General features: G+C 36.7%; 17 protein-coding genes. 6 read left to right on the top strand and 11 right to left on the bottom strand.

The window, feature by feature from the left end; all coding sequences use genetic code 11:
* Positions 1-87 precede the first annotated feature (87 nt).
* Positions 88-993 carry a LysR family transcriptional regulator gene (locus LOS73_RS07515; protein WP_457934768.1) on the top strand — a complete coding sequence of 302 codons (906 nt, stop codon included), beginning with the start codon at positions 88-90 and terminating at the stop codon, positions 991-993.
* Between the two features lie 45 nt (positions 994-1,038).
* Here LOS73_RS07515 and LOS73_RS07510 read toward each other — a convergent pair whose 3' ends face one another.
* Both LOS73_RS07510 and LOS73_RS07505 read right to left on the bottom strand, forming a co-directional pair.
* The gene (locus LOS73_RS07510) at positions 1,039-1,614 is read right to left on the bottom strand and encodes a DJ-1/PfpI family protein (RefSeq protein ID WP_033030093.1); all 576 of its coding nucleotides are present in this window, start codon (positions 1,612-1,614) and stop codon (positions 1,039-1,041) included.
* Positions 1,615-1,700: 86 nt separating this feature from the next.
* Positions 1,701-2,951 carry an NADH:flavin oxidoreductase/NADH oxidase family protein gene (locus LOS73_RS07505; RefSeq protein WP_457934767.1) on the bottom strand — a complete coding sequence of 417 codons (1,251 nt, stop codon included), beginning with the start codon at positions 2,949-2,951 and terminating at the stop codon, positions 1,701-1,703.
* A 100-nt stretch (positions 2,952-3,051) separates the two neighbouring features.
* On the opposite strand from LOS73_RS07505, the gene LOS73_RS07500 reads away from it, so the two are divergent.
* On the top strand, positions 3,052-3,459 hold the full coding sequence (locus LOS73_RS07500; protein WP_007379075.1) for a MerR family transcriptional regulator: 408 nt from the start codon (positions 3,052-3,054) through the stop codon (positions 3,457-3,459).
* Between the two features lie 36 nt (positions 3,460-3,495).
* Here LOS73_RS07500 and LOS73_RS07495 read toward each other — a convergent pair whose 3' ends face one another.
* The 5 genes from LOS73_RS07495 to LOS73_RS07475 form a co-directional block, all read right to left on the bottom strand.
* Positions 3,496-3,687, bottom strand: coding sequence for a DUF3185 family protein (locus LOS73_RS07495; protein ID WP_007378812.1), 192 nt, complete (start codon positions 3,685-3,687; stop codon positions 3,496-3,498).
* 103 nt (positions 3,688-3,790) lie between these two features.
* The gene (gene rmuC / locus LOS73_RS07490; protein ID WP_007378811.1) at positions 3,791-5,257 is read right to left on the bottom strand and encodes a DNA recombination protein RmuC; all 1,467 of its coding nucleotides are present in this window, start codon (positions 5,255-5,257) and stop codon (positions 3,791-3,793) included.
* A 939-nt stretch (positions 5,258-6,196) separates the two neighbouring features.
* Entirely contained in the window at positions 6,197-9,343 is a 3,147-nt protein-coding gene (locus LOS73_RS07485; RefSeq protein WP_457934766.1) for a DEAD/DEAH box helicase, read from the bottom strand.
* Between the two features lie 423 nt (positions 9,344-9,766).
* The gene (locus LOS73_RS07480; RefSeq protein ID WP_007378809.1) at positions 9,767-10,729 is read right to left on the bottom strand and encodes a transcriptional regulator; all 963 of its coding nucleotides are present in this window, start codon (positions 10,727-10,729) and stop codon (positions 9,767-9,769) included.
* 15 nt (positions 10,730-10,744) lie between these two features.
* Positions 10,745-11,983 (bottom strand): AAA family ATPase, encoded by a 1,239-nt coding sequence (locus LOS73_RS07475; RefSeq protein WP_007378808.1) that lies wholly within the window; start codon positions 11,981-11,983, stop codon positions 10,745-10,747.
* A gap of 774 nt (positions 11,984-12,757) precedes the next feature.
* Here LOS73_RS07475 and LOS73_RS07470 point away from each other — a divergent pair.
* Positions 12,758-13,972 (top strand): hypothetical protein, encoded by a 1,215-nt coding sequence (locus tag LOS73_RS07470; protein ID WP_008134405.1) that lies wholly within the window; start codon positions 12,758-12,760, stop codon positions 13,970-13,972.
* Between the two features lie 75 nt (positions 13,973-14,047).
* On the opposite strand, the gene LOS73_RS07465 is transcribed toward LOS73_RS07470, so the two are convergent.
* Positions 14,048-14,923 (bottom strand): DNA replication terminus site-binding protein, encoded by an 876-nt coding sequence (locus tag LOS73_RS07465; RefSeq protein WP_007378806.1) that lies wholly within the window; start codon positions 14,921-14,923, stop codon positions 14,048-14,050.
* Positions 14,924-15,783: 860 nt separating this feature from the next.
* On the opposite strand from LOS73_RS07465, the gene LOS73_RS07460 reads away from it, so the two are divergent.
* Positions 15,784-17,133: a class II 3-deoxy-7-phosphoheptulonate synthase gene (locus tag LOS73_RS07460; RefSeq protein WP_008134407.1), complete on the top strand. Its 1,350-nt coding sequence runs from the start codon at positions 15,784-15,786 to the stop codon at positions 17,131-17,133.
* 63 nt (positions 17,134-17,196) lie between these two features.
* On the opposite strand, the gene ppsR is transcribed toward LOS73_RS07460, so the two are convergent.
* The gene (gene ppsR, locus LOS73_RS07455) at positions 17,197-18,006 is read right to left on the bottom strand and encodes a posphoenolpyruvate synthetase regulatory kinase/phosphorylase PpsR (RefSeq protein ID WP_007583184.1); all 810 of its coding nucleotides are present in this window, start codon (positions 18,004-18,006) and stop codon (positions 17,197-17,199) included.
* Between the two features lie 157 nt (positions 18,007-18,163).
* On the opposite strand from ppsR, the gene ppsA reads away from it, so the two are divergent.
* A complete protein-coding gene (gene ppsA / locus LOS73_RS07450) occupies positions 18,164-20,539 on the top strand; it encodes a phosphoenolpyruvate synthase (RefSeq protein ID WP_033039204.1) in 2,376 nt (791 codons plus the stop codon).
* Between the two features lie 691 nt (positions 20,540-21,230).
* On the top strand, positions 21,231-24,278 hold the full coding sequence (ydiJ, locus tag LOS73_RS07445; RefSeq protein WP_457934765.1) for a D-2-hydroxyglutarate dehydrogenase YdiJ: 3,048 nt from the start codon (positions 21,231-21,233) through the stop codon (positions 24,276-24,278).
* Between the two features lie 141 nt (positions 24,279-24,419).
* Here ydiJ and LOS73_RS07440 read toward each other — a convergent pair whose 3' ends face one another.
* Together LOS73_RS07440 and LOS73_RS07435 are read right to left on the bottom strand one after the other, a co-directional pair.
* A complete protein-coding gene (locus LOS73_RS07440; RefSeq protein ID WP_149614961.1) occupies positions 24,420-25,619 on the bottom strand; it encodes a cation:proton antiporter in 1,200 nt (399 codons plus the stop codon).
* Positions 25,619-26,830, bottom strand: coding sequence for a tyrosine-type recombinase/integrase (locus LOS73_RS07435; RefSeq protein WP_457934764.1), 1,212 nt, complete (start codon positions 26,828-26,830; stop codon positions 25,619-25,621). The genes LOS73_RS07440 and LOS73_RS07435 overlap by 1 nt, the downstream gene beginning before the upstream one ends.
* Between the last annotated feature and the right edge of the window lie 17 nt (positions 26,831-26,847).

Raw genomic sequence — 26,847 nt, 5'->3', positions numbered from 1 at the left:
AGATGTGTTATTAAGCACTATATTAGTTTTTATTTTGACGATAAATATGGTATTTATTTATACATTATCAATAAAGTATTGTTAAAGATGGATAAACTCACCACCATGAAAACCTTTTTGGCCGTTGTGCAAGAAGGATCGTTTTCAAAAGCGGCCGATAAGCTCGATATTTCCCCGCAGTTAGTCAGCAAATATATTTCTGCGCTGGAAGATAATCTACACACGCGTTTATTACACCGTACAACGCGAAAAGTAAGTGTAACAGAGGCTGGGAATCAATATTATCAGCGTTGTCAGCAGGTACTTGTTGATATTGAAGACATGGAAAACTCACTAAATAACTTAAGCGAGAATGTTTCGGGTCTGCTTAGTATTAGTGCACCTATGTCATTTGGTACTAAGCATTTAGCAGGTTTGCTGGTTGATTTTCAAAAGCAGTATCCAAATTTAAAGTTAGATTTACGGCTCACAGACCAATATGTAGACATAGTAGAGCAAGGTATTGATATTGCGCTGCGCATTGGCGTATTAAAAAACTCAACGCTCATAGCTAAAAAAATTGCCCCTATACACCTAGCTGTATTTGCGTCACCCGACTATTTAGAACGCCATGGCACGCCACAAACGCTTTTAGATTTACAGTCACATAACTATTTACGCTATTCCCTTAGCGAGCCCACAAAACGCCTATTTGGAGTTAATGAGCTAAAAAGCGAGCTAAAGCTTGAAAGTAACTTTGTGGCTAACAATGGTGACTTACTACTAAATACAGCCATTGCGGGAGGTGGTATTGCTATGCAGCCCACATTTATTGCAGGCGAAGCGCTGGCTCAAGGTAAAGTAGTGCGCATTTTACAAGACTATGAACCCGACCCAATGGGACTCTACATGGTGTATGCTAATAGACAGTTTTTACCGAGCAAAGTGCGTGCTTTTGTTGATTTTGCGAGCGACTTTTATGGCGATACCCCATACTGGGACTTAGGGGAGTGATATGTCGATTACAAACGGTTGTATAAGTAGTTTTACTTGGACCTGTTATTTTTTATGCCACTGATATTCCATTTGTTTTGCTGTTAAGCAAGCAAATTCATCAGTGCTGCACAATGCGACTAATTGCAGGCTCATATCTATGCCAGCCGAGATCCCCCCTGATGTGATAAATTGATTATGCTGCACCCAACGTTTATCACTAATTACATTTAAATCAGGAAATAATAACGCCAATTCATTTTGATCTTCCCAATGCGTTGTTACATTTAAGCCATGTAATAAATCGGCTTTTGCGAGCAAAAACGCGCCCGTACATACAGACGCAACACGAGTAGCTGTTTTTGCACTTTTACTGATCCAATCAATCACCTGCTTTTTATTAAATTCGGCGGTGTGATCGCCACCTACCACAATTAATAAATCAATATGAGGGTGATCTAAAAAGTTGTAATGGGGGTTTACACTAAAACCTCCGCGCGCTATTACAGGCTTACTTTGCTCTGCAATAAAAAATACATTCCAGTTATTTTCAGCTAAACGCTTAGCGGTACTGAAAACTTCAAAAGGGCCTGAAAAGTCGAGTACTTCTGCGTTATCATAAATATAAATGCCTATATTCATTTAGGTCTCAAAAAGCTCAAATTAATATGAAGCTTTACCTTAGCCTATAAAATCATCATTGGTGTATTATTTTAATTTAAAAAACCCTACTTAGCCTCAACATTAAGCTCATGAGCAAAGCGTTTACGGTAACGCTTAGTTAATTTAACCGAACGTAGTTGGTCGCCAATTAAAGTAAATACTGGTGAGGCATTTATTTTTACGGGTTTGCCTTGGCCTATACGGCATATTTGTCTTTTAACCAGTGCCATAGTGGCAAGTCCTGCGAGGGTTTTATCTTGCCAAGTAACATTGGGTAACACGGCTAATTGCAGTGGCTCATTTTGCCATTTGTTTGGTAAATTTGGTTGGTATGCAAGCGCAGTGGCAATACCCACGAGGGCAACGCCACTTTCAATCACGTTGTTGGCAATAGATAAGCGACTAATACCGCCTGTAGTCATTATTGGGACTGATGAGCGTTGGCTAATCGCTTTTGCAAACTCTAAAAAATACGCTTCGCGGGCAAGCGTGCGCTGATCAGCTGTTTTTCCTTGCATGGCAGGTGCTTCGTAACTACCACCCGAAAGCTCTACAAAATCAACATTGAGTTTATTCAATAAGTCCACTACAACTTGCGCGTCACTGGGTTCAAACCCACCTCGTTGAAAATCAGCAGAGTTTAACTTTACCGAAACCGAAAAGGTAAGTGAGCAAGAGGCTTTAATACTGCGGGTTATTTCGAGAAGTAAGCGAGCTCTATTTTGTAAACTCCCTCCCCATTTATCGTCGCGCTTATTGGTTAGTGGCGATAAAAACTGAGCCAGTAAATAACCATGCGCTGCATGTATTTGTACGCCATTAAAACCTGCTTTTTCAGCTTGCTGCGCAGTTTGTGTAAAGCGGGTAATAACATCGTCAATATCAGTTTTCGTCATCGCTTTTGGTACGCCAAACAAGTGCGAGTGCTTACCCATATTAAGTGCAACACTTGACGCTGATAGAGCCTTTCCACCCATTTTTTTAAATACTTGCCTACCAGGGTGGTTAATTTGCATCACCACTTTGCAATTATTTTGCTGCGATAAACGAGCAAGCTCTGCAAAGGCAGTAATATCGGTACTTTTTTCAAGCACAAGGCCGCCTGGGCCTGTCATCGCTAAATGATCAATCATTACATTGCCAGTAATAATTAGCCCAGCTCCCCCCACTGCCCATGCGCTATAAACATTTTTGAGTATTTGGGAGGGCGTTTGATCCTCTTGCGCAAGGTTTTCTTCCATAGCGGCTTTGGCAATACGGTTTTTTAATACTAAACCACTTGGCAAGGTAAAAGGGGTAAATACAGGGTTACGCATAGTTATGGGCTAATTAAATTGACATTAAAGCGACTATAACCTTAAAGTTAGCTTGAAGGTCAACCTACTAAGTTTATGTAAAGTGGAGTTATTATTAGTTATGAAAATAGGCGAACTTGCAAAACTTACCAACATACCCGCCAGTACTATTCGCTTTTACGAAAGCAAAGGGTTATTAACACCAACCACTCGCAGTGCTAATGGTTATAGGCTGTACACCCAACAAAACTTAGAAAAATTGCAGTTAATTAAATTTTCACAAAGCTTGGGGTTTTCACTCAACGAAATACCTTTATTACGTAACGAAAACGACGAGCTAAACCACACAGTAATAATTGAACGTTTAGAAAAAAAACAAAAAGAAGCTGAAATTTTGATTGAGAAAATGCAGAAAAAGTCACAACGTATTGGCAGTTTAACTACGTTACTCAACTCTTATTGGGATAAAGGCGAATGCCTGCCAGAAGGCAAATTGAATGAATTACTAAAAGTGATAGATTACGAATAAATGAATACAGCTTACTAAAATAAGCTGTATTTTATATTACTTAAGCTTTTTAATGCCAATTAATACACAGATGGCACCGCCAATAATACCCGCCCATGCTTCTATTGGTGTATCACCACTGAATGCACGGCTTAACTGCGAAACCGCCGCATCATACACGTCATATCCCCACATAATTAAAGCGATACCTATAACGATTAAAACAATACCTATAATCTTATTACTCATAAACACCTCTAATCTCTAACGTACATTATTTAATAATATTTACTTAAGTGTGCTTTAAAACTTAAGGTAAGTTTTTATTTTAAGTCAAAACACTTAAAATAATTTAATCGAGCTCTAGCTGCGCACGTTCAACGCTCTCACTAGGTAACTCTTTTTGTACCGATACACCAAGCTCTTTAAACTCTGATGCTTGTTTAATTAAATTACCTTTACCTCGGTATAATTGCGAGAACGCTTTGTCGTAACTTTCTTTCGCTTTATCAAGCTGCTTACCTACGCCTTCCATACTTAATAAAAAACCATTGAGCTTGTTATAAAAACGCTCAGCTCGATTTGCCAACTCTTTTGAATATTTGGTTTGCTCTTCAAAACGCCAAAGCTGTTTAACAATATTTAAACTAGTCAGCAGGGTAGTGGGGGTGGCTACTAATATATTTTTTTCGATTGCTTGTTGGTAAATATCACTTTGATATTTAAGTGCTTCAACAAAAGCTGATTCTATTGGTACAAACATAACCACCACTTCTGGCGAGTTAATACCAGGCAAACGGTCGTAAGATTTACTCGCAAGCTCATTAATACGTGCTGTAACCGCATTTACATGCTCTTTAATCGCTTGATTAGCATCTAACTCATTTTCAGCATTTACGTAGCGTGTATAAGCATTTAATGATGTTTTAGCATCAATAACTAAGTGGCGGCCTTGTGGTAAGTACACAACTACATCAGGGCGTAAGCGGCCATCTTCAGTGTTAAACGACACTTCGCGCTTGTAATCAACACCTGCGCGTAAGCCTGCGCTATCTAACACGTTTTCGAGCATGAGTTCCCCCCAATTACCTTGGGTCTTCTTTTGCCCTTGTAGCGCGTTACTGAGCTTGTCGGCTTGATCTGTTATAGCTTGGCTTTTGGCTTGTAAATGCAGTAGCTCAGTTTTTAGCGCGGTCCGTTGCTTTATATCTTCAACGTGTATTGATTCCATTTTTTCTCTAAAGCCTTTTAGCTCGCCTTGAACTGGTTTTAATAATTGCTCAATGCTTTCTTGATTTAAGGTTTTAAAGCTTTGTGATTTTTCTTCTAGAATTTTATTGGCTAGATTTTCAAACTCTTTTTTGAGCATATTTTTACTTTGCTCAATTTGCGCGAGTTGCTCGCTAAAGCTTTGCTGTTTCTGCTCAAGGGTGGTGCGCATATTATTATACTCAACATCGCGTTGATTATATTGCTCACGAAGCATTGTAAGCTCGTCTTCGGCTTTGCGCCAAAAATGGTTGTATTGAATGCTTTGTTTTTCTTGTTCGCTAAAACGCGTTTTAAAATGCTGCGCCTCATCGCGCTGCTCTTGGTGAGTATGTTCGAGTAGTTCGTGATCCTCAAGTAAGGTGCTGTATTGTAGCTCTTTATTATCAAACTGATTTTGTAAGAGTGAAAGCTGTTGTTGTTGTTCGCTTATTTTTAGGTGTAGCTTTTTGCTAAGCTGCGCAGATATAACACCATAAAATACAATACCTAAAATAGCACCAGCGCCTGCACTTAACCAATCGATGTTAGTGAGTATTTGAGTGAGCATAAAAATAAACTTATAAAATTTAGAGACATGCCATCATAACCAATAACAAGCAATAGAAGTAGAGGAGCAAAGAAATTACAGGCATAAAAAAACCAGCTCAAATAAGCTGGCTAAATATTACTAAATTAAGTAATCAAAGGGAAAATCAACATGTACCCGAGCAAGCTGCAACTTAAATACGCATTTGCCAAAATAAATTACATTATTTGGCTAAGTTGTATAACAACAGGTATAACAGTAGACCGGTAAATGAAGTAATTAATTCAAAAATAATTTAATAACTTTAAGTGATACCAATCAGCATAAGTATTTGAACAACTGAACGAATTAAATCACTTCATACCAAAGCAGATTGGTACAAATTCGTTTATCTGAGTAGTGGTTGATTGGAATTGGCAAATTTTAGGCATAAAAAAAGCCAGTTCAAAATGAAGTGGCTTAATTATTACTAAAATTAGTAATTAAATAGGGGGAATCAACATGAAAACTTGTATTAACTGCAATTAATCAACAAGCATAATAGTAGACGCCTGTTTTTAAATTAAGTTCAGTAAAAACTCAAAAAATTTAAATAATATTTAAATGATGAATTTTGACCATAAAAAAAGCCAGTTCAAAATGAAGTGGCTTAATTATTACTAAAGTTAGTAATTAAATAGGGGGAAATCAACATAAAACTTGTATTAACTGCAATTAATCAACAAGCATAATAGTAGACGCCTGCTTTTAAATTAAGTTCATAAAAAAATAAAAAATTTTAAAATAAGTGCTTAACGCTAAATTTTAGACATAAAAAAAGCCAACTCAAAATGGGCTGGCTCAATCATTACTAAAATTAGTAACTAAATAGGGAAATCAACATTATCGCTTGTGTAAACTGCAATTTAACAACAAGCAAAGTAGTAGACGCACTTTAATTAATTAAGTTCAAAAAAGATTCTAGTTTTTTATTAATGACAACATTTGCTGTTCATCAAACTGGGTAAAACTCATTGATTTATCAGTAAATAATGCATCAACTAAAGCTTGCTTATCTTCTTGCATTTTAAATACTTTTTGCTCAATTGAGTTACTCATTATGAGTTTATATACAAACACAGGGTTAGTTTGGCCAATACGGTAAGCTCTATCAGTCGCTTGTTTTTCTACAGCAGGGTTCCACCATGGATCAAAGTGAATAACTGTATCGGCTTGTGTAAGGTTAAGACCTGTGCCGCCGGCCTTTAAACTAATTAAAAATACCGATGTTTTACCGCTAGTAAATTCATCAATTACTTTATCTCGATGGCGAGTTTGTCCTGTAAGTAGACTAAAATCTATATTTATTTCATCTAGGCGCTTAGCAATTAAGTCGAGTGCCGAAGTAAACTGGCTGAATATAATTACTTTACGACCAAGGCTCAGCATCAATGGTAAATGGGTCGTGAGCCATTCTAATTTAGCAGAGCCAGCTTGCGTATCAGGCTCTATTAATTTAGGGTGACAACAAATTTGCCTAAGCTTTAATAATGCTTCTAAAAAGGCTAGTTTACTTTTTTGAACACCTTGCTCTGCAAATAAGTCTATTAACTTTTCTTCAAGAGAGCGTGTAATCCCCTGATACATTTCTTTTTGTTTAGGTTCAAACTCAAACTCTTTTGTTATCTCTGTTTTTTCAGGTAACTCTTGAGCTACTTGCGCTTTAGTACGGCGCAATATAAAAGGCATAATCAACGCTTTTAACTGTTCAGCACGTTCCATGTCAGCTTCACGTTCAATTGGAGTTTGAAAATGTTGCTTAAAATGGGCTTGTGAACCAAGTAATGATGGCATAGCAAAATCGAGTAAAGATTTAAGCTCAAGTAAATTATTTTCGATTGGCGTACCACTTAAACATAACTTAAAATCAGCATTAAGTCGTTTAACTAAGCGCGATACTTGTGCTGTGTCATTCTTAATGTATTGCGCTTCATCGAGAATTATATTTTCGAAATATAATGGCGAGTAATATGCTATATCACGTTTTAACAGCGGATAAGTTGTCAGTATGCATTGCGATTGAGCAAGGTGCTGTAGTGGCTCGTTTCGATGAGAACCAAAAATAGTTGTCACTTTTAAGCCTTTAGCAAACTTAGTTATTTCATTTTCCCAATTACTTACCAAACTTGTCGGACACACGATTAAAGTAGGGCCAGCTTGCGGACGATTATACGTGCTAGTTAAAAAAGCAATCACTTGCAGTGTTTTCCCTAAACCCATATCGTCAGCTAAAATACCACCAAGCTTATGACGTTTTAAAAAGCTTAACCAATCAACGCCCTGTTGTTGGTATTCTCTAAGCTCTACCGACTCATTTAAGCCATGTAAAGATACCTTTGGCATAGCGTGGTCGGTATTATTTAGTTCTTGTAAGTAAAGCTCTAAAGAGTCGTCATGAAGCTCAACATTTATTGCGGTGTGTTTTACAAGCTCAGGCAAGTACGAAAGCGGAATATTAAATTCATCTCTTGTTTTTACAAACTCAAAGCGTTGCTTAAATTCAGTTAGTAAATTAATAGCTGATTTATTGATAACGCCAAATTGACGACCCATTGGATAGTAATGAAATAGCTCACTTTGACGATTTAATGATTGATAAGTTAAATCTTCATTATTAAAAAGTAGCGCAGCTTTTGCACCACTAAGTAATACTTTACAATGCATTTGATGCCCTGCGGCTCTATTCGCATAAAGTGTAACTTCGCTTTGTGGATTAGCAACTGTCATTTTGCTAATCGCTACTTTCCAACCGCGCTCTTTAAAACTTGGAAATACTTCATAGGTAAGCCAATGTAAATGAATAGGGGACTGCTTGGTAAAAACAAACTCACTTTGTAAACCCCCTTTACAAAACTCAAAACCTAAATTCACTAATTCATTTTTAACGGTATTTTCAAACGCATTGTTTATTAAGCTAGCAGGCGCAGCACCTGCTAAATAATTCTTGTTTTTATACTTAAATAACAATGAAAGCGTTAAGCCTTGTTCACCCGTAGTTACTTTTAAAACAGCATTACTAGCTGCTTTAGGTAGCGTTGTTTGTGAATTTGTTGGATGTGGTATAACGCCCGCACCAAAATTATCTGCTAACTGCTTATAAATTCGATCGAAGTTAGCACTATGTAAAGCGGGTATTGTTTGCAAATGTGCGATTTCATCAGCGCTTAATGGCGTACGTATACGCCCTATTTTTAAATAATCTAAATCTATGTATGTAGGTGGCGTTGTTTTAATCAGTGCCCAATTTTTGCTTTGCTCCAAATTAATACCCAACTGCGTTAAATCTTTTTCTTGTTTCCAATTAAAGTTCAGCGCTTGGGCACTTTGTGGCTTAATTGCAACACGAGAGCGTTGTAAAAATAATCGTTCTGTAGCAATAAGTTGTTGCAACGCATTAAAACCCCATAAACCTTTGAGTTCAATATTACCTACAGCATTTTGTGAACGGATCCAACTATAAAGTCTAAAATCACTTTCGAGTAAATCATTCGGGGTTATAAAGCTATTAAGTTGCTGATCGGTAAGGTTACGACCTAATGTGTAATTTTGATCTTTATCATAATTAGCTATTTTAGGTGATAAAAATACTTTGTTATTTTCAATATCTAATACAAAGAGTAAAACTTGCGACGGTATTGTTTGCTCGGCGCTTTTGAGTGCGCTTAACTCACTAAACCAATCATTAATAAAGTAATCTTCTCCGTATTCACCAGAGTGCTCTATTTTTAGTTTTAATAAAATTGCTGCTAGGTGACGGCATTTAGTTTTTATATTACACGTACAATGTGTATCAACCGAATAACCAGTTGGTATTTTACTGATCTCTATACGCTGATTGAACGGTGTACCGTTATCACCTAGCACAGTTGAATCAACAACAGAAAAGTTAGGAGTATGCTCTAACCAACTGATTTTTCCGTTTTTGTAATACTCTTTACCTTTGGCTAGCACATTGGGTCGAAACAGCTTATTTATAAAGCGTTCTGAAAGAGGAAACTGAGTAGCCTGCTCATTTTTAATTTCTTCAAAAATAGCCAGTAAATCATTTTTTGATAAGTTAGCAGACATGTCACTCTAAGGATTAGTTTTTAAAAATAATTCTGCCAGTATATGCCTTATGCGCTCTGAGCTAAAGCTATATTAACGCAATATAAACTGGTTGGAGTTGATTGGTTAGTAAAAAATCGGTTTATAACTAAATTTAGAATGGATTTTGTTGAATAAATTGCAAAATGTTGCTGATTCAAAAAATAAAAACAACTTAAACAATAGTTAGAGCGCTTTTAGATCAGAATTTTACTAACACTTTTTAAAACATATGGTGAATAGATATAAAAGAGGCGAATAGTTAGTAAAAAAATGATCTACGCAATAAAACAGGCTAAATAAGCACATTAACGGCGTGTACAGATCAGATTTATACTAACTAAATAATATTGCAGATCAATATTTAACTAACAAAACAAACTGGATAGATCGCTATTTTACTAACTAATTAAAAGCACTTAATAGCTTTGTAAGTTGCTCTAAGCGCTTGTCTGTCATCACTTTGTTGTTTATTTTTATAGAAACATCGCCACTTTTAAGATTTCGTTGAAGTGAAACAAAATCATTTTCGAGAACAGCTTCGCGTTTTACTGTAGTTTGCGGTTCAGCTGTTAAGCATTTAGTAACAGCCATTGCACGCTTGTCGTCGCTTGTAATCGCGTTAATGTCATTGTTACTTGCTAGCTCTTGAACCAACCTATTAAAGCTCTCAGGATCACGCTCCTTTGCAATAACAAGCTTTTTAGCAACTTCTCTGCCAACATGGTTAGCCGTAGGATAAAGCGCAATAACCTCAGCTGGTATTTGTTCATAGGCTTTAATTGCATCTGCAATGGCAGTATGCGAAACACCTTCAAGAGCAGCTATTTCTCGGTAAGATCCTTTTTTACCTTGTTCAATTAATTCATTTTTAGTTTGTTGATAAGCTTGTCCTAACTCCCATAAACTTGGTGCTATGTATTGATCAGATGAAACAGCTAAAATTTTTGCATCTTGTTCAGTAAAGTCACTTGAGCTAAGCACTAAATAATCAGCGTTACCTAGAATACAGGCCATACGACGACGTGAACCTGCAAGAACTAAACTTTTGTCACCTTGATCCCAAAGCAAAGCAGGGTGCTGATTTCGACCATCATCGCTAATTGCAGGAAGAATATCTGATACTGACTTTTCGTTAAGAAGTGCCTGTACGCGACGATTTTTGCCATATACACCAGTGGTAGATTCAATATCAGCATGTGCGATCACTTTACAAACAAGCGTAATTTGACGAGCAGGGTCGCTCGGTGCAGGCATTCTAATTACATCGCCAGCATTCGCTTGTTCTAGTAATGCATCAAGACTACTGCTGCCTACAGCTGTTGCAAATGGATCTAAGCGGGTGTCATTTTTACGTTTTTTAGCCATTTTTATTTAACATCCTTACTTAGGCGTATTTAATTTTGATTGTGTGGATTGCCAATTAGATCGAATTAGCATTTCAAGTTCGTCAACAACATCTTTAATGTTTTCTTGTGCACGCATAAGCGATTCACGACTGGCTAAACTATCAGACGCTTTTTGATCAAAAATAGTATTAAAAGATGAAGAGCTCGCTGTAATTGCAGAACTGTGGTTAATTGGGTAACTCATTACTTGGCGGCCAAATGCACTACGAACATCTTTAACAATATCGCGTTGTGAATGGTTACCTTTTACATAATTGGTCACAAGAAACTGCATAAAGTCCCAACCTTCATGTCCAAGCGCAGCAACAGTATGATAAATCTCGCCTAACCTTTTTAGATATTTATTGTTTGCATCGAAATCGACAGCTTCAGGATGAACAGGAATAAGCATCGCTGTAGATGCCATTAATGCATTATAAAACATAAAGTTAAGAGTTGGAGCTGTATCAATAAGTAAAATATCAAACTCATCTTGAACCGGCTCGATTACTTTTTCTAATAACTTATGATAATGGCGAGTTTGCTCATAATTTGAAGTATCTTTTAATAAAGTGGCAGTTTCGTGCTCAAAATAAAAGTCATCCATACCTGATGGTAAAACGCGAATATTTGGAATATGCGTAGGTAAAAATGAGTTTGATACAAATTCAGGCCATGTTTCGCCTTCGTCTAGATCTATGCAATCGCGCATTAAATCACCAACAGTAATTGGATCATGTTCGCTAGAGGGGAAGAAGCTAGATGATGATCCTTGCGGATCTAAATCAATAATACCAATGCGATAACGTTTAATATTGGTTGTGGCAAGTGCCGCTGCAATATTAACCATACTGGTTGTTTTACCACAACCGCCTTTGAGGGAGTTTATAACAATAACTTGAAGTTTGTCGTCGCTAGTGCGGTGATCAGGCTTGATATCCATAATATCAGCCATTGCAAAAATATTTACAAGTGTGTAAGCATAATGGCCATTTGCACCGCGTTTTATGTTTAAATCATCAAAATCACCATTATCATGGCGTCTTTTTAAGGTACGATTATTACAACCTAGTAAATCGGCTGCTGCTTTTTGGGTGTATGTTCTTAACTCTTTTTCTTCGGATTTAAGATGAGCGCGATAATGTTGAATACGTCCTTCTAATGACTTTTCTGCAACTTCAGCAGTCGCTTTTAAGAGTCGATAGGTATTTAGCGCATTATTGTTGATAGACATACTTTCCTTCCTCAAAGTTAGGCAGTAAGTATAATGTCCATTCAATTTGCTGTAAACAACTATTTATGGCGACATGCATTTTAAAAAGAAGACATCTAATAATATTTTTACATCATTAATATTGCTTAGTATAAATAAAGAAGTTTAAAGGTGGTTAAATATATAAGGTAATAAAGGTTAAGGGTGTATAATTAGCATATAACTTGATGATAAATATGAATAATATTAAAAAAAGCAGATCACCTTTATACTTGGTTAAGATCAGATCTTTATTAACACTCAGATCAGCTTTTTACTAAGGACTAATTGAGATATATAGTTATGCACAGCTTACTCATTAAGTTATGAACAAAAACACCTCTTGAGATCCGATTTTTACTAAGTAAATTATAAAGTTATGCACGGGTCTACTAGATAAAAGGGGCATTGAATTAGTATAGATCTGATCTGTAGTAAGTACAGATCAGATCTATTCTAACTCGATATTGCTTTATCCACAGGAGAATTACTTAAAAGCGTAATTTGTCGTGTTTAATTTAATAAAATATCAATTACACTGGACAAAATAATAGCTGAGTTAGTAAAAAAGAGATTTATAACTCACTTGTTAGTATAATAATGATCTGAAAACACCAAAAATTGACAACAGTTAGTATAAAAGTGATCTGAATGTTTTATTTAAAGTCAGATCACTTTTATACTAACTTAAACATTTAACTTTTCTTGTTTTATGTGTTGTTATTAACTGTCGCAATAAAAATGGAAATAAGAACAATGAGCCGAAAGGTCAACATCTCGGTAGATAACTTGCCTGATACACTAAGAGGCCAAATTCACGGGGTGGAAAGTGCAATTGATAACGAGAGTTTAGCACTATTTACAGATAATAAAGATGTTCGCATTTCTATTGAAAATGCTGCTCATGGATTACGTGCTTATTCAAATACGTTTAATCACTATGATTTATGGGGACGCTTTGTTCGTTCTGGCCATAAGAAATTGCCGCTTGAAGAAGCACCGAAAAAAACAATCATTACACGTAAAATATCAGAAAAAGTGGACGGTATTTTATACGATGGCGAAATAAAAATAACACCTGCTGTTGTGAGTACTCGTAAAGATGGCGAAGACGTAGAATATTTGGTTTGGCCATCAGATAGAGAAGAAAAAGTAGAGCGAGCCTTAATTCGTTTGGCTTCAAAAGGTAAAATAGTAAAAATTAATTTTAAGTCCGGTATTCAATATGCCGTGGTTTTTTCTATGAACGAGTTAGCGCAAGAACTCAAAGCGGTAGGGCAATCAATGCCGTATCCTGCAATTAAAGAATCACTTGAAGCATTACAAGGCTCTAAACTTTCGTTTAAATATTCGGCAACAGATACAAAAAACTCTGACATTGATGATTCCTTTTACGAATCAAACATGAACTTTTTATCGTCACTACATTTTAGTGGGAAAAAAGGTCAAGGCGGCAATGTTAAATGTGTAGCTTGTTTAAATGCATTTGTTCATAACATGATTGATAACCTTGAATACAAAGGGTATTACTTTAATAGCGCACAAGAATTAAAACGGGGATTGTCGCGTTGGATGATGCTTCGTTTGTACCATCTTTGGCGATATGCTGCTCCAGGTAAAACATATCATTTTAGATTGCTTTCTATTATGGAAAAGTACGGTTCTATTTATTCAACTGACAATATTACTGAGAATAAATTAAAAGCATTACGCCGTGATATGACAACAACAATGAAAGATTTGATTGAAAAAGGTGCGATATCAGAATACAGCATTACAAACGTCAAAGATGACAAAACTGGTAACATTATTGATTACACATACGAAATGCACCCGTCTGATCAGTTTTGTGACGAAATACTGACATTAAATAAGCATAACAAACGTATTGAGATTCAAGGTGGTAAACGCATTGTTGAAAATGCGGTTTTGATAGATGAAGATAAAATTGAAGAGATAGTAGAAAAATAGCAACGAATTTATTTTATTATCCAATAACTACCATAACTACCTAAAAGGCCACTTAATGTGGCCTTTTTAACATAATCATTTATCTACTTGTTCTAAGTAAAGTCTGTTGACTAAAAAGTCATAATCTCGTTTGCGTGGATGGCTTAATGGTTTTTCATAGTTTTGTAATATGCCAAGTTTTACATCGGGTTCCGGATTAATTAAGATAAATGGCAATGCTGCACTAACGTGATACCTATTTTGTGCCGTGTATCTTACATTTACTTGGGGACTTACGCGAGTAGGGCGGCGTATTCGTAGTTTTTCTTTTTCACCTAAACTAGCAACTCGTGCTTGTTCTTGAGCTACAAGTAATTGCCACTTTTGCTGATCGATCATTCTTGGGTTTCGATAACCGGCCGATTTATCGAGCATCTCTAGTGCCATTTTTTTAGTAAGTGTTTTTGTTGCATGTTTGTGCATCCAGGTAAACCTAACTGAAAATGGGGATTCACTCTCACTATGAATTTTACGATATGCAGCAAGCGTTATTAAATTTGGTATAGCATTGTGAACAGCTTCAAATCGCGCATCGTTGCTATCAATAGCTAAAATACATTCTTTAAATGTAGCTTTAGCTTTATTCACTTGGGCTATACGATTATTTAAAGCATGTTTATCTGCATTTTTAATAACAAGCAAGCCTGGGTGCCTTTTTAAAACACGACTGCTTAAGCCCGATTTTTTATAAATGTCAGAAAAGGAGTGAAGGATTGCTTTTTGAGCCGGAGCGCCCGATATTTTAGAAACGATTATAGATTCTGGAACTTTACTTTCATCTATACTACTAACATCAGGTAACTGATAGTACTCTGCTTTGGAAAATTCACACTCTTTCAGTTCTTCAATTAACCTTAAAGTTAACTCGTTCATTAAATCAAACTGACTTCTAATTTGTACCTTAGTTACCATTACCCACCTCAAAGAACACATCTTACTAGGTCAATATTATTACATGCACTTTGCTTTGTCTAAATAAATAATCAAATTCACTCAGCGCTACATATATTTATTAATTAGATTTAGTATGATGTGTTCTTTGTCTAAAGTGAAATCCCTAAACTAAGAATTAAACTTTTACATATTTGATCTTTGTATTACATCAACCAGTTAATGCGCTTAGTTCTGAATTGGCTGATTAACTAAGAGTAGGGAAAATGAGTTAAACGAACTTATATCGTAATTAGTAACACGGTAATGAGAGTAAATATAAAAGTTTTTAACTTCAGCATCATTCTAAAAATATCTCTACCATTTGGGTTTTTAATCATGATAAACACTATCGTGTTGGTAGAGAAAACGTAAATTGCGTACCACACTTTTACGTTTTGGCGCTTGTGAATCTAGTTCTTTTTGTGAATACTTTACCATGCAAATAAATGATTAACACATCCGCCTTATCATACATTAAGGCCTGCACATAGTAGTTGCTAACTATTAATTAAATTTCACTGTAAAGTTAAGGCTACATTACTTACCATTTAAGTATGATGTGTTCTTTATTAAGTTACATATAATAAACCCTTATGCTCTATTTATTCTCAATGCGCTAAAATTGCAATTAGCGCTCTATAATTGCTTGTATTTAAACACTTTAGTTTATTAAAGATAAAACTAAAGTGTATGTTATATAACCACATGGATTAAATAAGATTACTATTATACTTAACTCATAACTAAATAATTGGTAAATAGTGAATTTAGTCCTTGAACATAGGGGCCTGCATACGGTAATTTCTTCTTATCAGGTAATGTAGGAATGAGGAAAGAACATGCAATCGTGGAACCCAAATAGCTGGAGAGAGCTGCCAATACTGCAGCAACCACAGTACCCAGATCAAGAAATACTTAAATCAGTAGAAGGCCAATTAAAGACGGCTCCGCCTTTAGTTTTTGCTGAAGAAACAAGAAGCTTATTTAAACAACTTGAAGATGTGTGCGAAGGCCGTGCATTTTTACTTCAAGGTGGTGACTGTGCAGAGTCGTTTAGCGATTTTAATGCAGCTAACATTCGCGATACATTCAAAACAATTTTACAGATGGCAGTTGTATTAACATACGGCGGTAAATGCCCTGTAGTTAAAATAGCGCGTATGGCTGGTCAATACGCTAAACCTCGTTCAGCAGACTTAGAAACAATTAATGGCGTGTCTTTACCATCTTACCGTGGCGACATCATTAATAATATTGAGTTTACAGAAGAAGCACGTATACCGGATCCACAACGTTTAATGACGGCTTATCATCACAGTGCCGCTACGTTAAACTTATTACGTGCATTTGCACAAGGTGGCCTAGCCGATCTTCACCAGGTTAACCGCTGGAACATGGGCTTTGTTGCTGCAAATCCACTTAAAGAAAAATACCAACAACTTGCAGATAAAATTCAAGACGCACTAGAGTTTATGGAAGTGTGCGGAATTAACTCTACAATTGCGCCAAGCTTAAAAGAAACCGATTTATACACTTCTCACGAAGCTTTATTACTTGGTTACGAAGAGGCGCTTACTCGTCGCGACCATTTATCGGGTGATTGGTACGATTGTTCTGCTCACTTTGTTTGGATTGGTGAACGTACTCGTCAACTAGACCATGCACATATTGAATTTTTTAAAGGCATTAAAAACCCAATTGGTGTTAAAGTTGGCCCAGGTATGGACCCAGATGACCTAATTCGTTTAATTGATGCATTAAACCCAGATAACATTCCTGGTCGTTTAACGCTAATTACGCGTATGGGTGCAGACGTACTGCCAGAAAAACTCCCAGCGCTAGTAAGAAGAGTTCAACAAGAAGGCCGTAAAGTAATTTGGAGCTCAGATCCAATGCACGGCAATACTGAAAAAGCGACATCAGGTTACAAAACGCGTAACTTCGATAATATCATGCGTGAGATCAGTCAGTTCTTCGCTGTACACAAATCAGAAGGTTCATATGCAGGTGGTGTTCACCTAGAAATGACAGGTCAGCACGTAACAGAGTGTACCGGCGGTGCTTACGGTTTATCTGACGATGATCTAGCGCAGCGTTACAAAACACAGTGTGATCCACGCCTTAACGCCGACCAAGTATTAGAGTTAGGCTTTTTAGTCGCAGATTTACTAAAAGACGCACGTAAATAATATTTGTTAATACTAAAAAAACCGCTTAATTGCGGTTTTTTTATTTCAAATTTGATGAGTAAGTTAGTACTTACGTCGCTCCAAGTCTGTTTCTATAAGTATTTTTGCAGAAATTTCTTCAACAGAATGATGCGTAGAATTAAAGTAAGCTATTTTGTGACGCTTATACAACATTTCCACTTCGCGCACCTCAATACGGCACTGTTTAATTGAAGCATACTTAGAGTTAGCCATACGTCGATGCCTTATAGCCGCAAGCCTCTCAGGGTCAATCGTCAGTCCAAATAACTTATGTTTATAAGGGACTAAACATTTAGGCAAACCTTCATTATCTAAATCTTCTTCTGTAATGGGGTAGTTAGCCGCCTTAATGCCGTACTGCAGTGCTAAGTATAAGCTTGTCGGTGTTTTACCACTTCTGCTAACGCCAATTAAAATGATGTCTGCCTCGGAAAAGTTTTTAATATTTCCGCCATCATCATTCATAAGAGCATAGTTAACCGCATCAATTCTAAAATCATAACTTTTTTCGTGGATAGAATGCGTACGATGCATTTTTGGAACAGGAGCTACATTGAGTTCTTTTTCTATTTTTTCGCTATACGTAGTTAAAAAATCATACGTAACTGCATCAGCCGATTTTATAATTTCACTTAAATTGTGATTCACAAAAGTAAAAAACACGAAAGGCTTTTCACCTGTTTTTGCAGCAGTTGCATTAATTAAAGCTTTAATTTCGTGCGCTTTTTCTTCAGTTTCTACAAATGGAATTGTTTTATGATTAAAATCGATAGGAAACAACGACAAAGTCGCATGCCCAAACACCTCTGAAGTAATTGCTGTTCCATCTGATATATAAAAAGCAGTTCTCATAATTAACCTTTTTATTGCGTTTAAATCCCTAAAATGGGTTTCCCACGGTTTACGTGAGGACTGTTGCCAGTGTAGAATGATGACGACCTTTATAAAAGGTTTTCTTTCTTAACTCTCACAGTTAGACCTACAATTTGTTTTTTTTGGAGAAAGATCCGTGCAAGAATACGTTCTCTGGTATCAAAAGCTTGGTATGCAAGATGTTCCTCGAGTTGGCGGTAAAAACGCGTCACTTGGCGAAATGATTTCAAACCTCGCAAACGCTGGTGTACAAGTACCGGGTGGTTTTGCAACTACCGCAGATGCTTTTAATGAGTTTCTAGATCAATCAGGACTCACCGCCAAAATTCATGACATCCTAGATACACTTGATGTTGATGATGTAAATACACTCGCTAAAGTCGGTGCCGATATCCGCCAATGGATAATCGACACACCATTCCAACCAAACCTAGATCAAGCCATTCGCGACGCATATAGCCAACTCCATGGTGATACTGCAGCAGATGTTTCATTTGCAGTACGTTCATCAGCTACCGCTGAAGATATGCCAGATGCATCATTCGCAGGCCAACAAGAAACTTTCCTTAACGTTGTCGGTATCGATTCAGTCATGGTCGCTATTAAACACGTATTTGCTTCATTATTTAATGACCGCGCAATCTCATATCGTGTTCACCAAGGTTACGATCACCGTGGTGTTGCGTTATCAGCAGGTATACAGCGCATGGTACGTTCAGATAAATCAGCATCTGGCGTAATGTTTAGTATCGATACTGAATCTGGTTTCGAAGACGTTGTATTTATTACATCAAGCTACGGCTTAGGTGAAATGGTTGTACAGGGCGCGGTTAACCCTGATGAATTTTATGTTCATAAACCAACACTCCTTAAAAATAAACCTTCAGTAGTACGTCGTAATATTGGCTCTAAAGCCATACAAATGATTTACTCAGAAGACAAAGCACATGGTAAGCAAGTAGACATCGTTGATGTTGACCCTGAGCTTTCTAATAAATTTTCGATTACAGATGAAGAAGTGCAAGAACTTGCCAAGCAAGCTGTAATCATTGAAAAACATTACGGTCGTCCTATGGACATCGAATGGGCAAAAGACGGAAACGACGGCAAACTATATATAGTTCAAGCACGTCCAGAAACTGTCCGCTCAAACGAAGACTCAAACGTAATGGAACGTTTTCAATTAAATGGCACAAGTAATGTACTTGTTGAAGGCCGTGCAATTGGTCACAAAATTGGTAGCGGTGTTGTACGTGTTCTTGATTCAATCAAAGAAATGGACCAGGTACAAGTAGGCGACATTTTAGTTACCGATATGACCGACCCTGATTGGGAACCAATCATGAAACGTGCAGCAGCGATTGTTACAAATCGTGGTGGCCGTACGTGTCACGCGGCAATCATTGCACGCGAACTTGGTATTCCGGCAGTTGTTGGTTGTGGTAATGCAACTGATTTAATTAAAGCGGGACAAGAAGTAACAGTATCATGCGCCGAAGGCGATACCGGCTTTATTTACGAAGGTATTTTAGATTTTGAAATACTAACGTCACGCGTTGATAAAATGCCAGAACTACCAATGAAAGTCATGATGAACGTGGGTAACCCCGATCGCGCCTTTGACTTTGCACGCTTACCGCATGCAGGTGTTGGCCTTGCGCGAGTTGAATTTATTATCAACCGTATGATTGGCGTTCACCCTAAAGCGTTATTAAATTTTGATGCGCAAACCGATGCATTAAAAGCAGAAATTACTGACATGATTGCCGGTTACGAATCACCAGTAGAGTTTTACATAACAAAACTGGTTGAAGGTATTTCAACGCTCGGTTGTGCTTTTGCACCGGAGCGTGTAATTGTGCGTATGTCTGATTTTAAATCAAACGAATACGCAAACCTAGTTGGTGGCCAGCAATACGAGCCAGAAGAAGAAAACCCAATGATTGGTTTTCGTGGCGCCGCACGTTATATCTCTGAAGACTTCCGCGATTGTTTTGCACTAGAATGTGAAGCTATAAAACGCGTAAGAAACGACATGGATATGGCAAACATTGAAATCATGATCCCATTTGTACGTACCCTTGAAGAAGGTAAACGCGTAATTGAATTACTAGAAGAGCATGGCCTTAAACGTGGTGAAAATGGTCTTAAAGTAATCATGATGTGTGAGCTGCCTTCAAATGCATTACTTGCTGATGAATTTTTAGAAATGTTTGATGGTTTTTCTATCGGCTCTAACGATTTAACACAGTTAACGCTTGGTCTTGATCGTGATTCAGGTTTAATCGCACATTTATTTGATGAGCGTAACCCAGCAATTAAAAAACTACTTTCTATGGCAATTAAAACAGCTAAAGAAAAAGGCAAGTACGTAGGTATTTGTGGTCAAGGTCCTTCAGATCACGAAGACTTTGCAGCATGGTTAGTAGAGCAGGGCATTGACTCTGTTTCACTAAATCCAGATACAGTAATAGAAACATGGTTATACCTAGCTAAAAAATTAGCAAAGTAATAAATATGTAAGCTATAAAATATGCCAGCAATGTATTGCTGGCATTTTTTTATACCCAATTAAAAGTAAGTTAACGGGCTAATTTTTTATCTAAATAGGCACATGATTTAGTTAACGCCTTTTGACAAAATGATAAGTAATGTCGCGCTTTAGGATAGTAAAACGAAAAGCATAATAAACCCACCATAAAAAATATAAGTGAAGGCTAAGGGCGTGTTGATCTTTGTGGATTGAAATTTGTTCAATCTAGGGGCGATTAAATCGCGGCGCGAGGTTTGTAACCTAGTGGGCTAAGTAAGAATCGAGCAACAAAGAGTTAATCGTCCCTAGAAAGAACCCATTGGGCAGCGCATGTTTGGTATTTATGCTGCGTTATCGCCTATTTATGGGGAGTAACCACACTACATAGGCTCTGCCTTGCCTAAAAACCAAACATACTGCTGCAAATTCAACAACCAAAGGTCAACACGCCCTAGGTACAACCGCAAAAAATAATCCTAGCAAAATAAATAGCACGCCACTGATCTGTAATAGTAATTTTTTCATATAACACACCTCATTACTCGTTAACTTGAGTATAATTTAAGCTGCATTAAAATCGACTAAAAGAGTGTTACAAACTGTAAAATCTTCAATTTCTATTCGCCATCACCATGATATAATTAGTCAAATGCCCTAAGATATCGCCGTCATGATAGCAACAATTACACAGCAAGATGCCGCGACAGAACTTGTCGCAAATTACCTAAATACCATTGCAAGCCAAGGTTTTAGTGGAGATACCGATGCAAGTTATGCAACGCGTATTACTGCTTCAACCGATAACAGTGTGTATCAGGAAATACCCCAAGGTGTTATTTTTCCAAAAAATGAAAAAGATATTCAACTCGCACTGCAAACTGCATCTCGCGACCCATTTTTATCATTAACTTTTGGGCCTCGTGGTGGCGGAACAGGTACTAACGGTCAATCGTTAACACCAGGTATTGTTGTAGATTTGTCTCGCTATATGCGCGAAATCCTCGAAATAAATGTAGAAGAAGGCTGGGTACGCGTTCAAACTGGCGTAATAAAAGATCAACTTAATGACTTTTTAAAACCTTATGGTTTTTTCTTCTCGCCCGATTTATCTACCAGTAACAGGGCAACTATTGGTGGCATGATAAGTACTGACGCATCGGGGCAAGGCTCGTTAGTTTACGGAAAAACAAGCGATCATGTTTTAGGGCTTACAACTTATTTAGTCGATGGTACGCCTATGTGCACCTCCCCAATAGACATCGACAAAGCAAAAATTATAGCTAATCAAGACTCATTAATTGGTAGTTTATATAAAACAGTTTTAGATATTTCAGTTAATGAACGCGCAGCTATTTTAGCTAAGTTTCCACGGTTAAATAGGTTTTTAACCGGCTACGACTTAGAGCATGTGCTAAGTGATGACTTACTTACTTTTGACATGAGCCGGCTAATAACAGGCTCAGAAGGCTCATTAGGTATAGTAACTGAAGCTAAATTAAACCTAACACCGATTGCTGAATTTAAAACCCTTATAAATATCAAGTACGATAGTTTTGACTCAGCACTTCGTCATTCACCGTTTTTAGTTGATGCACGCGCAACATCGGTAGAAACCGTAGATAGCAAAGTTTTAAACTTAGCGCGTGAAGACATCATTTGGAATTTAGTATCGGACTTAATAACCGACGTACCAAATAAAGATATGCAAGGCCTTAACATGGTCGAGTTTAATGCAGTATCAAACGATGATATAAAAGACAAAGTAGACACACTTTGTAAGCTTCTAGATGAATGCGTAGCAAATCAAACTAATGGCGTTATTGGATATCAGTTAACCAGTGATAAAAGCGATATACTAAAAATTTACGCAATGCGTAAAAAATCAGTGGGTTTATTAGGTAATGTAAAAGGCAGTCAAAAACCACTCGCCTTTGCAGAAGACACTGCAGTACCCCCTGAAAATTTAGCAGATTATATTGTCGAATTTAGAGCATTACTCGACAGCCATAATTTACAATATGGTATGTTTGGCCATGTTGATGCTGGGGTTTTACACGTACGCCCAGCACTTGATATGTGCGACCCAGAACAAGAAAAACTACTTAGAACTATTTCAGATCAAGTAGTAAAACTAACCGCTAAGTACGGTGGTTTAATGTGGGGCGAACACGGTAAAGGTTACCGAAGTGAATACAGCCCTGAATTTTTTGGTGAGCATTTATATACGCAACTTCGAAAAATAAAAACAGCTTTCGATCCTAATAATCGTATTAACCCCGGTAAAATATGTACTCCTATCGATAGTGAAGACTCACTAGTTAGTGTGGATGGACAAAAGAGATCACACTTCGATAAGCAAATATCAATAGAAGTTAAAACCAGTTTTAACAATGCAATGACCTGTAATGGTAATGGCATATGCTTTAATTACGATGAAAATTCACCTATGTGTCCATCGTATAAAGTAACTGGCGATCGTCGTAATTCACCAAAAGGACGCGCAAGTTTAATGCGCGAATGGCTTCGTTTACAAGAGTCAAAAAATGTAGATTTACTCGAAGTAGAAAAGCAACTTAACAAAGGTGAAGTAATCACCTGGTGGGAACGTTTTGTTCACAGCCGCGAAAAACGAAAAGGTATTTACGACTTTTCTCACGAAGTAAAAGCGTCAATGGATGAATGTTTAGCATGTAAAGCATGTACAACTGCTTGCCCAATTAAAGTAGATGTTCCTACTTTTCGTTCGCGCTTTTTAAATTATTATCATAGTTACTATGCACGCCCGCTAAAAGATTACCTTGTTGGTAACATAGAAAACAGCGCGCCATTAATGGCAAAGTTTGCAAAAGTTATAAACCCAATTGTTAAAACATCATTAGTAAGCAATGTTATTAAAAAAACAGTTGGTTATGTTGATACACCACAGTTAAGTATTCCTGCACTTTCAAAGCGTATTACTAAAACACAAAAATTTGATTTTGATTTATTAAATAAATTAAATGCAGAGCAACAAAGTGAATATGTATTAATAGTACAAGACCCATTTACGAGCTTTTACGAAGCCGAACTAGTAGAAAGTTTTATTACTTTAATAACCCAACTTGGCAAAAAACCAATGCTATTACCTTTTAAACCAAATGGTAAACCGCAACACGTAAAAGGTTTTTTGCATGAATTTAAAGTTACAGCTAAAAATGCAGCCGAGTTTTTAAATAAATTAAATGATATCAATGCACCGTTAGTCGGTTTAGATGCCTCACTCGTTATGTGTTACCGCGATGAATATAATACAATTTTAGAAAATAACCGTGGTGAATTTAACGTGCAACTTGCCCATGAATGGTTAGAAACACAATCGTTTAAAACACTCAGTGCAAAACAAAATACAGATACCGAATTTACATTATTGAGTCACTGTACTGAAACAACTGCACTGCCAAAAGCGGCAAATGTTTGGCAAACAATTTTCAATGATATTGGTTTAACATTAAAAACAACAAATACAGGTTGTTGTGGAATGGCGGGAACTTATGGCCACGAAGCACAAAATCAGGATAACTCACGTGCACTTTACGAAATGAGTTGGAAACCAATTGTAGATAAAAATAAACCAGAACAACTTTTATCTACGGGCTTTTCTTGTCGTAGCCAAGTTAAACGTTTTGAGAAATTTAAACCAAAACACCCAATTGAATTACTCGCACAGGTACTTAGCTAATAAAAGTTAAAAAAAAGGCGTAACTTAAAAATAAGTTACGCCTTTTTTTATTAATACCCATTCGCTTAATTAAATGATCGTTTTTGAGGCTGGAAAAACGCCTTGATACCTCGGCAAAAAATTCACTAATTTTTATAAAAGCTATTTAGATTTTTTAGCGAAACTGTCTGCAATTGGCTTTGTACTTATACCGTGAATAAATACACTAAACAAAATAGTCGTCATTGCTATTGTCGCAATTTGATATTTGTTTTCTATTTGCGTATCAATCACCATCAATGTAAAAACAATTGATGCTAATCCTCTTGGTCCAAACCACGCAAATGTAAAACGCTCTTTAATATTCAATGCCGTAAACTGCAATGACAACATAACAGGAATTATTCTAATCAATGTTGTACTTAACAAAGCGTAAATTATAATTTCAGTATTTAATTTAGGAATCACTAAGTAAGCACAAACAAACCCGAATAAGCACCAAATCATTAGCGATGTAAAATCTGCAATGTGCTCTGAGTCTTCAATTAATTCTGTTCTAACTTCTTCAGTCGAAAATTTATCAAATAATAAACCGGCAATAAACACCGCAATAAATCCACTGCCATGAAAATACTGAGTGACAGAAAAAACAGCCATAGCAAAACCGAGTAATAAAAACGGACTGGTATTTTGCGCAAAGTAATGACGTTTCATTGCAAAGTTTAAGCTCGGTATAAAAACAATAATACTTGTAATAGCTATTAATAAAGCCAAGCCAAGCTCTCGGCCAAACACACTTAATGTTTGTGTTGCGGTAATAGCTGAATCCGGATTTTTAGCGAGTAATATAAATATTAAAAATATGGGAACACATAATCCATCGTTCAAACCACTTTCAGTATTTATTCCTTCGCGTATTTTTTCAGGCACTTGTGTACTTGCTAGTAACCCTTTACTTAATGCCGCATCGGTAGGTGTTAAAATAATAGCGAGCAACGCCGCTTGAATAAGTGAAAGCTCAGCAAAGAAAAATAAAGCAACAGCAATACCGAGTAATAAAGTTAAAGGTAGGGCAACAAACAACAGTAAACTAGGATACTGAAAACTATGCCTTAATACACTTAGCTTTGATTTAGCTGCATCAGAAAATAAAAATATACTTAGCGTAAGCTCTATAAATGGTAATAAAAGATCAACGCCTTCTTTTATTTTATCCCCTTCGTTGGGTAGCATTAAAGCTAAACATATTCCGCCAACAACAAAAAACATTGGGCCTGTTACTTCTGTTTTTTCTAACTGGCGAAGTGTTAAAGAATAAATTAAAAATAGTCCGCCTATAAATGCTATTACTAAATACTCCATTAAATTTTCCTTTTAAGTCCTGATTTTGCTCGCTCTTTAATATTTGTTTGAATATAAATTTGATCGGTAGTCGCAATTTTAGAATGGCCTAAATCTTCTGATAAATGTTTAAGCGGTCTAGTTTGCGCATCATGTGTGGCACCAGTATGACGAAGCCAATGTGCAGTTGCAGCGCCAAGTTGTTCAGCATCATCTTTAAAACCATCATCGAGTAATGATTGCTGTGCATAATCAAAACTTTGTTGAACTAAACGCCTAATTTGCCTTACGGTCATACCACCTTGCCCGCGAATTTTATGAACTAACGGCTCAGATTCATCAACCCGAGGAAGGGCAGGTAGCCCTCGATATAATCTGTATCGTTTTAAATATTCAACAAAATCATCACTTAAGGTTACATCTCGTAATTTATTCCCTTTACCCATTATACGTAAAAACCAAAAACCATCATTATCTTGCCAAAAATGAGACATCACCGGCGACCATTGTGGGCGCTCAGATAATTCTGAAATTCGTAAATAAAGACCTTTTAAGCAGGCAAGCGTAAATAAGTTTCGCTCTAAATCAGGGGTATGTTCGCATAAATCACGCGTTACACCAAAAACGTATTCCCATTGAATATCACTTAATGTATCAGGAATTTGAATTTGTGATTGAACAACTAAGTACGGGCTATTTTTTTTAACAACAGGGACAAAGTTTGCAAATGTTTTTTCTTCTAGTAGGGCAAACTTATAAAATACATTTAAGGCAGTAAACATGGCCGATAAAGTTTGTTGGCTGGCAGTTGATTCTTTTAGCATAAAAGGGCGCCAATTTTGATTTAATCGACGAATTCCTTGCTCATCTTTATAGCGCCATTGCACTGAAGTTGCAGCCCATGCTTTATCGGGTTCAACCATAAAATCAACGTAAGCTTCAATATCTTCACGTTTTAAATCGAATACTGATTTTTCTGCTATTAACCACGACCATAAATAAAAGCGTTCAAGCTCATTTCGAAAACGACTATAAGTGGCTTCTGACTTGCGGCCATAAACATATAAAAACTGATACAAGAATGTCAGATCGGCTTTTGATTCAGTTACAGTCAAGCCAATTTCCTGTATAAAGGATGCAAGTTCTGGGTATTCCGAATTTAGAGTACCGTCATCTAGATGGGCAATTTGATATCTTAATTGTTTTAACGTATCAACCAAAGCAACAAGCATAATTTATAAATATTCAA

This window comes from Pseudoalteromonas sp. SCSIO 43210, from assembly GCF_054133285.1.
This window is presented reverse-complemented; position numbering and strand designations above follow the sequence as displayed.